We start from the raw sequence: 12,376 nt of genomic DNA, 5'->3' as shown, positions 1-12,376 counted from the left end.
CTCTGGCTGCGCCGAGGAGCGGAGCGTTTCGCGGATCAGGGCCGCAGCTGTTTGAGCGAAGCGAGTTCTGCGGACCCCGCGAAACGCGAGCACCGCAGGTTGCCCCGTAGCGCAGCGAAGGGGTCGCAGACAGTGGGGTCGCCTTTTCTTTGCTTACGTTCTTTTGGCGAAGCAAAAGAAAGTAAGTCGCCCGCCGGGGCGAGACCCGGCCTCCGTCCTCCGCGAGGGAGCAAGCGATGAACTTGTCGCTACCCTTCGTCAGAAGACCCATAGGCACAGTCCTGCTGACCATCGGCATCGCCTTGGCAGGCATAGCCGCGTTCTTCGTCCTCCCGGTCTCGCCGCTCCCCCAGGTCGACTACCCAGTCATCTCAGTAAGAGCCTCGATCCCCGGAGCCAGCCCCGAAACGATGGCAACCAGCGTGGCAACGCCCCTGGAACGCCACCTGGGAACAATCGCAGGCGTCAACGAAATGACGTCCACAAGCTCGGTGGGCTCCTCCCGAGTAACCCTCCAGTTCGACCTGAGCCGCAACATCGACGGCGCCGCCAGAGAAGTGCAGGCCGCCATCAACGCGAGCCGCGTCGATCTGCCAGCGACCCTCAGAAGCAACCCGACCTACCGCAAGGCCAACCCCGCAGCCTCGCCAGTCATCATCCTGGCCCTCACGTCAAAGACAAAGACCCCAGGCCAGATCTACGACGCCGTCTCGAACATCGTCAGCCAGCGCCTCTCGCAAGTAGACGGCGTAGGCGACGTCGAAATCGGCGGCGGCTCGCTCCCCGCCGTGCGCATCGAACTCTTGCCGTTCGCACTCAACCGCTACGGCATCAGCACTGAGGACGTGCGCGCCGCCATCCAGGCCTCCAACGCCAACCGCCCCAAGGGCATGGTTCAGGGCGATGGCCGGAAGCTCCAGATCTACACGCAGACACCGGCCCTGCGCGCGAGCGACTACGCCTCGATGGTGGTGGCATGGCGCAACGGCGCGGCGGTGCGGCTGCAGGACGTGGCCGAGGTGATCGACGGCGTGGAAGACACGCGCACGCTCGGGCTCTTCAACGGCGAGCCGGCGATCATCATCCTCATCACGCGGCAGCCCTCGGCCAACATCATCGAGACCGTGGACAGCGTGCGCGCGTTGCTGCCCGAGCTGCAGGCGCAACTGCCGCCCGACGTGACGCTGCAGGTCGCCTCGGACAGCACCAACTCCATCCGCAGTTCGCTGCACGAGGTCGAGGCGACGCTGGTCATCTCGGTGCTGCTGGTGGTGCTGGTGGTGAGCCTCTTCCTTCGCAGCGTGCGCGCGACCATCGTGCCGGCCGTGGCCACTATCGCGGCGCTCCTGGGCACCTTCGGGGTGATGTACCTGCTGGGCTTCAGCCTCAACAACCTGAGCCTGATGGCGCTCACGGTGGCGACCGGCTTCGTGGTGGACGATGCGATCGTGGTGCTGGAGAACACCAGCCGGCACATCGAGTCGGGCATGTCGCGCATGAAGGCGGCGCTGCTCGGGGCCAAGGAGGTGGGCTTCACCGTGCTGTCGATCAGCGTGTCGCTGGTGGCGGTGTTCATTCCGCTGCTCTTCATGGGCGGGCAGGTGGGGCGGCTGTTCCGCGAGTTCGCGATCACGCTGTCGGCGGCGGTGATGATCTCGCTGGTCATCTCGCTCACCACCACGCCGATGATGTGCGCCTGGTTGCTCAAGCGCGGCGGCGAGCACGACAAGAACAAGCCGCAAGGGCGCCTCGGGCGCATGGCCGCGCGCAGCTACGACTGGGTGCTCAAGCGCTACGAGTACAGCCTCGACTGGGCGCTCGACAGCAAGGCGCTGGTCATGCTCATCCTGGTGGCGGTGGTGGGGCTGAACGTCTACCTCTTCAGCGCGGTGCCCAAGGGCTTCTTCCCGCAGCAGGACAGCGGCCAGCTCAACGGGGGCCTCCGCGCAGACCAGAGCATTTCTTCGCAGGCGCTGGCCGAAAAACTGCGGCAAGTGATCGACATCATCCGCAAGGACCCGGCGGTCGACACCGTGATCGGCTTCACCGGCGGCTCGCGCGCGGGCGGCGGCTTCATGTTCGTCAACCTGAAGCCGGCCAACCAGCGCACCGAGAGCGGCCTGGCCGTGATCGCGCGGCTTCGGCCCCAGCTCAACGAAGTGACGGGCCTGCGCGTGTTCCTCGGCACCGTGCAGGACGTGCGCTCGGGCGGGCGCTCGAGCAACTCCACCTACCAGTACACGCTCAAGAGCGACAACCTGGCCGATCTGCGCACCTGGGCCACGAAGCTGTCCGACGAACTGAAGCTGCAGCCCTTGCTCACCGACGTGGACACCGACCAGGACCAGAACGGCGTGGAGACGGTGGCCAAGGTCGACCCGGACAGCGCGCGTCGTCTCGGCCTCACATCCACAGCTATCGACAACGCGCTCTACAACGCCTTCGGCCAGCGGCAGGTGGCGACCATCTACACCGAGCTCAACCAGTACCACGTGGTGATGGAATGGGCGCCGCGCTACACGCGCAGCCCTAATTCGCTGAGCGACGTGTATGTGCCGGCCACCCGTACGTCGGTGATCGGCGGGCAGACGGTGACCACGCAGGTGGCGGCCACAACCACCACTACCTCGACCACCGGCGGGGCCGCATCGACCGCCACGCCCGCGAGCACGACGGTGCCGGTCTCGGCCAATGCGGGCCTGCGCGGCGCATCGACCGGCAATGTGCTGAGCAACACGCCGACCACGCTGGTGCCGCTGTCGGCGGTGGCCAAGTTCGAGGAGCAGTCCGTCGCCACCTCGGTGAGCCACGACGACGGCGAACTCGCAACCACGATCTCGTTCAACCTCGCCGAGGGCGCGAACCTGGGCGATGCGCGCGAGGCCATCGCCAAGGCCGAGGCCAACATCGCTATGCCCACCAACGTGCGCGGCGCATTCGCCGGCACCGCGGCCAGCGCGCAGCAGTCGCAGAGCCAGCAGGTGATGCTGATCCTGGCCGCGCTGGTGGTGATCTACATCGTGCTGGGCATCCTTTACGAAAGCCTGGTGCATCCGATCACCGTGCTGTCGACGCTGCCTTCGGCGGGCGTGGGCGCGGTGCTGGCGCTGCTGATGTTCCGCATGGAGTTCTCGATCATTGCGCTGATCGGCGTGTTCCTCCTGATCGGCATCGTGAAGAAGAACGCCATCCTGATCATCGACTTCGCACTGGAGGCCGAGCGTTCGCGCGGGCTCACGCCGCTCGAGGCGGTGCGCGAGGCCTGCCTGCTGCGCTTTAGGCCCATCCTGATGACCACGCTGGCGGCCGCGCTCGGCGCACTGCCGCTGGCCATCGGTTTCGGCGAGGGCGCGGAGTTGCGCCGGCCACTGGGCGTGGCCATCATCGGCGGGCTGATCGCGAGCCAGTTGCTCACCTTGCTGACAACGCCGGTGGTCTATCTCCTGCTCGACAAGCTTCGCCGCCGTGGCAAGAACGAACATGAATTGAGCCGTGCCACGCCCGCTTGAGAACAACACCATGAACGCATTGCTTTTTCCCCTTCGCCCGAACCGCTTCGCGCTCACGTCGCTCGCGCTTGCTGCGCTGCTCACGGGTTGCGCGGTCGGGCCGGCCTACCAGGTGCCGACCTCCGCGGCGTCCACCGCGTGGAAGGAGCAGCAGACCGCCGAAGGCTGGCTGCCCGCTGCGCCGGCCGATGCGCTGGACCGCGGCGAATGGTGGAAGCTTTTCGCCGACCCCACGCTCGACGAGCTGGCTGGCCGCGTGCAGGTGTCGAACCAGAACATCGCCGCCGCCGTGGCCAACTACACGCAGGCCCAGGCACTGGTGCGCGGCGAGCGCGCGGCGCTGTTTCCCTCGGTGTCGTTCAGCGGCAGCGGGCGCCGCAGCGGCAACGTGAACAGCAACAGCGACACGGCCAGCCCGTCGAACAGTTTCTCCGCCTCGCTGAATGCGAGCTGGACGCCCGACGTCTGGGGGCGCCTGCGCGAAGCGGTGAGCAGCGCGCAGGCCAATGCGCAGGCGAGCGAAGCCGACCTCGCGGCGGCGCGGCTCTCGGCCATTGGCGACCTCGCGACCAACTACTTCTCGCTGCGCGAGGCCGATGCCGAGATCGTGCTGCTCGACGAAACCATCGCGGGCTACCAGCGCGCGTTCGAGATCACCAGCAACCGCTACGCTGCCGGCATCGCCGCGCAGACCGACGTGCTGCAGGCGCAGACGCAGCTCGTCAACGCCAAGGCCGACCGCGTGGGCCTGACCCGCACGCGCGCCACGCTGGAGCACGCCATCGCGATGCTGGTGGGCGTGGCGCCCGCCGACTTCACGCTGCCCGCCGCGACCTGGACACCCACGGTGCCCGGCATCCCGACCGGCGTGCCCTCGACGCTGCTGCAGCGGCGCCCCGACATCGCGGCGGCGGAGCGCTCGGTGGCCTCCGCCAATGCGCAGATCGGCATTGCGCGCGCCGCGTACTTCCCGAACATCCCGCTCACGGCATCGGTCGGCAGCAGCAACGCGAGCCGCGTGAAGGACCTGTTCAGCTCGGCCAACACGCTCTGGTCGCTCGGCTTCTCGGTGGCGCAGGTGGTGTTCGATGCGGGCGCGATCGGCGCCAGCGTCGATGCCGCCAAGGCCGGCCATGAAGCCTCCGTGGCGCGCTACCGCCAGACGGTGCTTAACGCATTCCAGGCGGTGGAAGACCAGTTGACGACCGGCGCCACGCTCGCGCAGCAGGAAGGCCTGCGCCGCGAGGCCTCGGCGGCGGCCGACAAGACCGAGCAGCAGTTGCTCAACCGCTACCGCGCGGCGCAGGTGAGCTACACCGACGTGGTGACGGCGCAGGCGGCCGCACTGAGCGCGCGGCGTGCGCTGGTGCAGTTGCAGGTCAACCGCCAGGCTTCGGCGATCGCGCTCATCCAGGCGATGGGCGGTGGCTGGCAGGCCGGCTGGATGAACAACCCGGACGGCACCGCGGCCACGGCGCAACAACAACCCGCCGTCCCTCGCGCGCAATAGGAAAGACGGGGAGGGCGGTTTCGCGGATGGGCATCGTGCTGCCCATCCAGTCGGCCTCACCGCGTGCGCGGCAGGCCTCGTTTCACGGCGCGCTCGTTCAGTGCGCCGGACGGTTCATCATCCCGCCAAGGTAGTCCTTGTCGGTCACCAGCACCCAGAGGGCGAGCACCAGGATCAGCGCGGCCACGAGCACCGCGTTGACCATCGCCGTTTCCATCGCGGCGAAACCGACCAGCCACGGCGATGCGGCAAGCCACACCGCCAGGGCGACCTCGGTCCACTCTTCCCACTGCTTCGGCACGAAGGTCGCGCCCAGTGCCACGGCGCCCAGCACGATGCCGGTTGCCACCATGGTCCACATGGCGGGCGAGATGCCCTGAAAGCCCAGAACCCAAGGCGAGACGATCAGCCAGGCGCCGGCGACGGCGTTGACGGGGTCTTGCCAATGCTTCACTTGCTTCATGGTCATTACCTCCTGTCGCGACAAGGCGCCGCGACAGAAGTTGGACACCCGCGTTCGTGCAGGGTTCCGTCGCCGGACGACCTCTACCCGCGTGCGACGGGAGGCAAAAGGTACGCACCCGATTCGAACAGCTGCGCCTCCGCCTGGTCGATGCGCTTGATGCCCGGTTTGCCCGCGCGGCTCGCGAGCAGTTCGACCAGCGCCTCGGTCACCGCCACGCCGGCCGCGACCGAGGGAAAGAAGGACGGGCTGTTGATCGTGAAGAGCAGCGTCTCGTCGGCCAGGAGCGAGAGCGGCGAGGTCACGCTGTCGGTGATCGCGACGATGCGGCAGCCGGCCGCCTTGGCCGCTTCGGCCACCTGCAGCGCCTCGCGCGAGTAGGGAGCGAAGCTCGCCACCACCAGCGCATCGCCCTTGGCGAAGGCGCGCTGCTGCATCTCGAGCGAGCCGCCCTGGCCATCGACCAGGTGCACGCTGGCGCGGAAGAGGCGGTACACATAGACGAACGAGAACGCGATCGGAAAACAAGCGCGAAAGCCTGCGGCATGCACGGCCGGCGCCTTCTCGATCAGCGTGCAGGCCTTCTGCAGCGCCTGCTCGCTCTGCTGATGCGTGGCTTCGAGGTTGCGGCGCTGGACTTCGAACATCTCGCCGGTGAGGCCGCGGTCCTGTGAGCGGCCGACGAGTTGCTTGGCGCGTCCGCCATAGGTCTCGCTGCCCAGGCCCATGTCGCCCGCGAAGGCCTCCTTGAGCTGCGGCCAGCCCGCGTAGCCGAGGTGCTGCGCGAAACGCACCAGCGTGGCGGGCGTGCTCTGCGCGCGCGTGCCGACGTTGCGCATCGAGGCGGTGATCACTTCGTTGGGGTGGTCGAGCACATAGCGCGCCACCTGCTGCAGGGCGGGGCTCAGTTCGTTGAAGCGCTGGCGGATCTGGTCTCTGGCGCCCATGGCGGTGTCTCTCTTCTGGCTGCTGTTGGAACGAATGTACCGGACATGGAACGATGAAACAGTTGACGGAACAAATGTTCCAAACAATAATTCGACCGAAACGTTAGTTCCAATCTCTGTTCCAAGATTCGCCGCCATGACGCACGTCTTCCACCGTCACCTTCGCCAGACCCCGCCCGTTGCCGCCGGTTCGCACGGCATGTTCATCCGCGATGCCGAAGGCCGCGAATACCTCGATGCATCGGGCGGTGCAGCCGTTTCGTCGCTGGGCCATGCGCACCCCGAGGTGCTGGCCGCCATGCACGCACAGCTCGACAAGCTCGCCTATGCACACACCAGCTTCTTCACGAGCGAAGTGGCCGAGCAGCTGGCCGACGAGTTGATCGCCTCCGCGCCCGAAGGCATGAGCCACGTGTACCTGGTGAGCGGCGGTTCCGAGGCGGTGGAGTCGGCGCTCAAGATGGCGCGGCAGTACTTCGTGGAGATCGGGCAGCCGCAGCGCACGCACTTCATTGCACGCCGCCAGAGCTATCACGGCAACACGCTGGGCGCGCTCGCGGTGGGCGGCAACGCCTGGCGCCGCGAACCGTTCGCGCCGATCCTCGTGCCGGCCACGCATGTGTCGCCGTGCTATCCCTACCGCGAACAGCGAGCCGACGAGAGCGCCGAGCAGTACGGCTTGCGCCTCGCGGCCGAGCTCGAAGCGGCCATCGTGGCGCAGGGTGCCGACCGCGTGATCGCCTTTGTCGCCGAGACGGTGGGCGGCGCCACGGCCGGTGTGCTCACGCCCGTGCCGGGCTACTTCAAGGCGGTGCGTGCCGTGTGCGACAAGTACGGCGTGCTGTTGATCCTCGACGAGGTGATGTGCGGCATGGGCCGCACCGGCTCGCTGCATGCGTGCGAGCAGGAGGGCATTGCGCCCGACCTGATCACCATCGCCAAGGGCCTGGGCGGCGGCTACCAGCCGATTGGGGCCGTGCTCGCGCAGCACAAGATCGTCGAGGCCATGTCGAAGGGCAGCGGCTTCTTCCAGCACGGCCACACCTACCTCGGGCATCCGATGGCGTGCGCGGCTGCGCTCGCGGTGCAGCAGGTGATCCGCCGCGACGGCCTCGTCGCGAAGGTGCGCGAAGACGGCGTGGCCTTCGGCGCGATGCTGGCCGAGGCGCTGGGCAACCACGCGCACGTGGGCGACATCCGCGGCCGCGGCTTCTTCTGGGGCATCGAGCTGGTCGCCGACCGCGCGAGCAAGGCACCGTTCGATCCGTCGCTCAAGGTCAACGCGCTCATCAAAAAGGACGCGATGTCGCGCGGCCTGCTGTGCTATCCCTTCGGCGGCACCGTCGATGGCCGCCAGGGCGACCACGTGCTGCTCGCACCGCCTTTCATCGCCACACGGCAAGACCTGCAGGAAATTGCCGCCCGTCTCGCGGCTTCCATCGATGCGGTGACGCGCGCTGCCGCGCGCTGACAGCGACCCCGTTTCCCTTCACCGTTTTCTTCAACCCGCCGTCCCGAGGAGCGCCTCCATGCCCAAGCCACGTCTGCCGATTTCCTTCGGTGCTGCCGCCCTCGCGGTGGCCTGCACCCTGTTGCCGTTCGCTGCCGCGCAAGCGCAGGAGAGCGACACGCTCGCCAAGATCAAGGCGAGCGGCGCCATCACCTTCGGCTACCGCGAGTCGTCGTTCGGCTTCTCGTACCTCGACGGCAACCTCAAGCCGGTGGGCTACAGCATCGAGATCTGCAACCGCATCGTCGAGGCGGTGAAGACCGAGCTGAAGCTGCCGGCCGTCGAGATCAAGTACCAGGCCGTGACGTCGGCCAACCGCATTCCGCTGGTGCAGAACGGCACGGTGGACATCGAGTGCGGCTCCACCACCAACCTGGTCGAGCGTCAGAAGCAGGTGGCCTTCTCGCCCGATATCTTTCGCTACAACGTGCGCATGCTGGTGAAGGCCGATTCGGGCATCCGAAGCATTGCCGACCTGCAGGGCAAGACGGTCGCCACCACCAGCGGCACCACCTCATTCCGCCTGCTGCGCGAGGCCGACCGCGGCCGCAGCCTCGAGGTGACCAACCTCGCGGGCAAGGACCACAGCGACTCCTTCCTGCTGGTGGAGAGCGGCCGCGCGCAGGCCTTCGTGCTCGATGACATCCTGCTGGCCGGGCAGATCGCGAACGCGCGCAACCCGAAGGACTTTGTCATCACTGGCGAGAGTCTGCGCACCGAGAACCAGTCGCTCATGTTCCGCAAGGACGATGCGGCCTTCAAGGCGCTGGTGGACCGCGTGGTGTCGGGCATGATGAAGTCGGGCGAGATGGAGAAGCTCTATGCCAAGTGGTTCATGTCGCCGATTCCGCCGAAGGGCATCAACATCAACTACCCGCTCAATGCCGAGACGAAAGAGGCCTTCGCCAATCCGTCGTCCAAGGGCATCTGAGCTGATCGCCTGACTTCATGACACGCATCGCCCTCATCCACGCGCTTTCGCATTCGGTCGCGCCCATCAACGAAGCCTTTGCGCGCGACTGGCCCGAGGCGGTGCGCATGAACCTGCTCGACGACAGCCTCTCGGCCGACCTCGCGCGGAGCGGGCGCGGGCTGGACGCGGCGATGCACGAGCGGTTTCAGCGCCTCGCGCAGTACGCGGTCGACACCGGTGCCGAAGGCATCCTCTTCACCTGCTCGGCCTTCGGGCCGTGCATCGAGGCGGTGGCGCGGCGGCATGCGGGCATTCCGGTGCTCAAGCCCAACGAGGCCATGATCGCCGAGGCGATGCAGGTGGAAGGGCGGCTGGGGTTGATTGCAACGTTCGCGCCCACGCTGGCTTCGATGCCGCCCGAATTTCCCGTCGGCGCCGCGCTGGAACTGGCGCTGGCCGACGGCGCGCTCGATGCGCTGAACGTCGGCGACACGCAGCGGCACGACGCATTGATTGCCTCACAGGCCGCGGTGCTGCGCGATCGCGGCTGCACCCGCATCGCGCTCGCGCAGTTCAGCATGGCGCGCGCCCGTGCCGCCTGCGAAGAGGCCAGCGGCCTGCCGGTGCTCACGACGGTCGACAGCGCCGTGCGCGCCTTGCGCCAGCGGACCGGGCAGCCGCGCTCAGTGTGAGCCGCCGTGGCCGATGGCGCTGACCAGCGTGGTCATCGCGATCTGCGCCGCATCGCTGCGGCCCAGCATGCGGCAGAGGCCCGTTTCGCGGTCGGTCGCTTCCAGGCCTTCGGCCAGGCGCCGGTAGATGTCCGACGAAGGCATCGTGGCCGCGGTGCCGAGCGCATCGCAATAGGTGCGGGTGAGAAGTCCGGTGAGCTCTTCGCTCTGTGCGTTCGACAGCTTCATCGTGTCGCCGCTGAACACGGCCGCGATGCAATGCATGAGGTAGGCCTGCGTTTCGAGCGAGAAGGCTTGCTGCCGCACATAGTCTTCGACGGCCGACCAGAAGAGCGGGTCGGAGGTGCGGCGCCAGCTCTCCAGCACCTTGCGCGCCTTGGCCACGAGGTCGGCATGCGCGTCTTCGGGCTCGCTCGGGCGCAGCGCCAGGCCCTGCAGCGTGAGCGAGGCCACCGGGCCGGCCGCGCCGAGGATAAAGCTCCAGAACTTCCAGCGCGCGTACCACTTCTTGTCGTGCGCCGGGTTCAGCGGCTCGAGCAGGCCGAGATCGATGCGCTGGCAGGCCTCGGCCTGCTGCCCGGCGATGCAGCCGTCGCCCAGGTCGAGCAGCTGCACCTCGGCCTCCATCCGGTCGGCGGCGATGTTGCCCTGCGCGACGATGCCCGCGCTCTTGCCGGAGCGGTCGATGTCGACCAGCCGCTGCATCAGCAGCCTGAGTTCGTGGGTCGAGGCGCCGGTCGCGCCGGTCACGCGGCGCATCGATTCGCACTGCTCCTGCTCGATGGCCAAAGGGTGTTTGCGCCGGTCCCGGCCGTGGTCCTCGAAGGTCGATTCGCGCTCGTCCGTGGGGGTCAACGTTCGCATGGCAAGGCTCCTGGGACACATGAATGGATCGACGTTCCAATATGTGCCGGTGTCGAGCAGGTGAACATCCCCGAAATTAGGTATTCGGTACTCGTTCGCTACCTGAACCAGAGCTGACCGATGCCCTCGCCATAATTGGTGCTCTTTGTTGAAGGAGCACGCGTGGATATTGTTTTGCTGGTCAAGGCCGCGATCATGGGCATCGTCGAGGGGCTGACCGAGTTCCTGCCGATCTCGTCGACGGGACATCTGATTCTTGCGGGGTCGCTGCTTGGCGGCTTCGGCGACAACCGGGGCAAGGTGTTCGAGATCGCCATCCAGACCGGCGCGATCTTCGCGGTGATCCTGGTCTACTGGCAGAAGATCAAGTCCACCGTCGTGGCACTGCCGCGGCAACCCAAGGCGCAGCGTCTTGCGCTCAACATCCTCATCGGCTTCCTGCCCGCGGTGGTGTTGGGCCTGCTGTTCGGCAAGGTGATCAAGGCGCACCTCTTCATCCCGACCGTGGTGGCCAGCACCTTCATCATCGGCGGCTTCATCATCCTGTGGGCCGAGAAGCGGCCGCCGGGCTCCGTGCGCGTCGAGCACGTGGACGACCTCACGGCGTGGGATGCGCTCAAGGTGGGCCTCGTGCAGTGCTTCGCGATGATCCCCGGCACGAGCCGCAGCGGCTCGACCATCATCGGCGGCATGCTGCTGGGCCTGTCGCGCCAGGCGGCGACCGATTTCTCTTTCTTCCTCGCGATCCCGACCCTGATCGGTGCGGGCGCGTACAGCGTCTACAAGGAGCGCGCGCTGCTCTCGGCGGCCGACATCCCGCTGTTCGCCGTGGGCCTGGTGTTCTCGTTCATCAGCGCATGGCTGTGCGTGCGCTGGCTGCTGAAGTTCATCAGCACCCACAACTTCATTCCGTTCGCCTGGTACCGCATCGCCTTCGGCATCGTGGTGCTGGTGACGGCGTGGACCGGCACGGTGGTCTGGGCGGACTGATCCTGCCAATCCTTCGCGGCGCTCAGGCGCCGCGGCCGCCCTTTTCGCTGTATCCGAGGATGGCACTGGCGGCCCGGGCTTCCTCCCGCACGGCGGTGGCGATCGGCCCGTCGATGGCCGGATCGAAACCGCCCGTCGCACCCAGCGCCGTCAGCACGGCGCACACGCGGCCCGCGTAGTCGTACACCGGCGCCGCCACCGCGCTGATGCCGCGCAGGTAGGTGTCCTTCACGCTGGCGCAGTGCGCCTTCTGCACATCGCGGCGCAGCTGGCCGATGGGGTCCGCCGCGTCGAGCGTGGCGCGCATGTCCTCGGGCGCCTCCGCCAGTTCCTGCTCGGCCAGCGCCAGCACCCGCGATTCGTCCAGCAGGCCGAGGAACGCGCGGCCGGTGGCCGACCAGAGCATCGACATCACCGAGCCCGCGCGCACGTTCACCGTGACCGGCAGGCCCGGCTCCTCGAAGCGCACGATGGTCGGCCCCTTGTTCCCCATGACCGCGACGAAGCAGGTCACCTCCAGCGATTCGCGCAGGCGGATCAGGCAGGGCTCGGCCGCGCGGATCGGGTCGGCCTGCCGCATGGCGGCCAGCCCGATCTGGATGGCTTCGGTGCCCAGGTAGTAGTGCTGCGATGCGGCGTCCTGCAGCACCAGGCCTTCTTCCATGAGGCTGGCGAGGTAGCGGTGCACCTTGGCCGGGCTCTCGGCGACGTGGGTCGACAGCGCCGTCAGGCTGCTGCGTCCGCCCAGGTGCGCCAGCCCCTTGAGCACCGCCATGCCGGTTTCCGCGGACTGGACGCGCTGGCGTCTTTCGCGGGCTGCAGCGGGGGGAAGGGCGGTGGGCGAGGGTTCCGTGGAGAGGGTCATGTCGGGCTCATGTTAGGTGCTCGGACCGGTCGCGCCAGGCCGGCGAGGGGTGAGGGTTATCCCGGAAATTTGAATTACGCAATGCGTATGATACTTACGCAATACGAAATCAA

The 12,376-nt window shown here is 67.5% G+C and carries 10 protein-coding genes; 6 read left to right on the top strand and 4 right to left on the bottom strand.

From position 1 onward, the window contains the following. Positions 1-236: 236 nt before the first annotated feature. The gene (locus tag GNX71_RS22510) at positions 237-3,509 is read left to right on the top strand and encodes an efflux RND transporter permease subunit (RefSeq protein WP_206174475.1); all 3,273 of its coding nucleotides are present in this window, start codon (positions 237-239) and stop codon (positions 3,507-3,509) included. Between the two features lie 10 nt (positions 3,510-3,519). After that, complete coding sequence (locus GNX71_RS22505; protein WP_206174474.1) at positions 3,520-5,019, top strand: efflux transporter outer membrane subunit; 1,500 nt, start codon at positions 3,520-3,522, stop codon at positions 5,017-5,019. Positions 5,020-5,116: 97 nt separating this feature from the next. On the opposite strand, the gene GNX71_RS22500 is transcribed toward GNX71_RS22505, so the two are convergent. After that, a complete protein-coding gene (locus tag GNX71_RS22500) occupies positions 5,117-5,482 on the bottom strand; it encodes an SPW repeat protein (RefSeq protein ID WP_206174473.1) in 366 nt (121 codons plus the stop codon). 83 nt (positions 5,483-5,565) lie between these two features. Beyond that, complete coding sequence (locus tag GNX71_RS22495; RefSeq protein ID WP_206174472.1) at positions 5,566-6,429, bottom strand: MurR/RpiR family transcriptional regulator; 864 nt, start codon at positions 6,427-6,429, stop codon at positions 5,566-5,568. 136 nt (positions 6,430-6,565) lie between these two features. Here GNX71_RS22495 and GNX71_RS22490 point away from each other — a divergent pair, with 136 nt between their 5' ends. Genes GNX71_RS22490 through GNX71_RS22480 form a run of 3 tightly spaced genes read left to right on the top strand, consistent with a single transcriptional unit; the run spans position 6,566 to position 9,544 of the window. Then, complete coding sequence (locus GNX71_RS22490) at positions 6,566-7,900, top strand: aspartate aminotransferase family protein (protein WP_206174471.1); 1,335 nt, start codon at positions 6,566-6,568, stop codon at positions 7,898-7,900. A gap of 58 nt (positions 7,901-7,958) precedes the next feature. Continuing rightward, positions 7,959-8,870 carry a transporter substrate-binding domain-containing protein gene (locus GNX71_RS22485; protein ID WP_206174470.1) on the top strand — a complete coding sequence of 304 codons (912 nt, stop codon included), beginning with the start codon at positions 7,959-7,961 and terminating at the stop codon, positions 8,868-8,870. A gap of 17 nt (positions 8,871-8,887) precedes the next feature. Then, the gene (locus GNX71_RS22480) at positions 8,888-9,544 is read left to right on the top strand and encodes an aspartate/glutamate racemase family protein (protein ID WP_206174469.1); all 657 of its coding nucleotides are present in this window, start codon (positions 8,888-8,890) and stop codon (positions 9,542-9,544) included. Here the strand turns inward: GNX71_RS22480 and GNX71_RS22475 are convergent. Next, on the bottom strand, positions 9,536-10,408 hold the full coding sequence (locus GNX71_RS22475; protein ID WP_206174468.1) for a hypothetical protein: 873 nt from the start codon (positions 10,406-10,408) through the stop codon (positions 9,536-9,538). The two genes, GNX71_RS22480 and GNX71_RS22475, sit on opposite strands and share 9 nt — an antisense overlap. Before the next feature lie 162 nt (positions 10,409-10,570). Between GNX71_RS22475 and GNX71_RS22470 the strand changes: the two genes are divergently transcribed. Continuing rightward, positions 10,571-11,398: an undecaprenyl-diphosphate phosphatase gene (locus GNX71_RS22470; protein ID WP_206174467.1), complete on the top strand. Its 828-nt coding sequence runs from the start codon at positions 10,571-10,573 to the stop codon at positions 11,396-11,398. A 22-nt stretch (positions 11,399-11,420) separates the two neighbouring features. Here GNX71_RS22470 and GNX71_RS22465 read toward each other — a convergent pair whose 3' ends face one another. After that, positions 11,421-12,263: an IclR family transcriptional regulator gene (locus GNX71_RS22465; RefSeq protein WP_206174466.1), complete on the bottom strand. Its 843-nt coding sequence runs from the start codon at positions 12,261-12,263 to the stop codon at positions 11,421-11,423. Positions 12,264-12,376: the final 113 nt, after the last annotated feature.

It is taken from the genome of Variovorax sp. RKNM96 (assembly GCF_017161115.1).
Taxonomy (GTDB): Bacteria; Pseudomonadota; Gammaproteobacteria; order Burkholderiales; family Burkholderiaceae_C; genus Variovorax.
The sequence above is the reverse complement of the archived record's forward strand: the minus strand, read 5'-3'. Positions and strand labels throughout refer to the sequence as shown.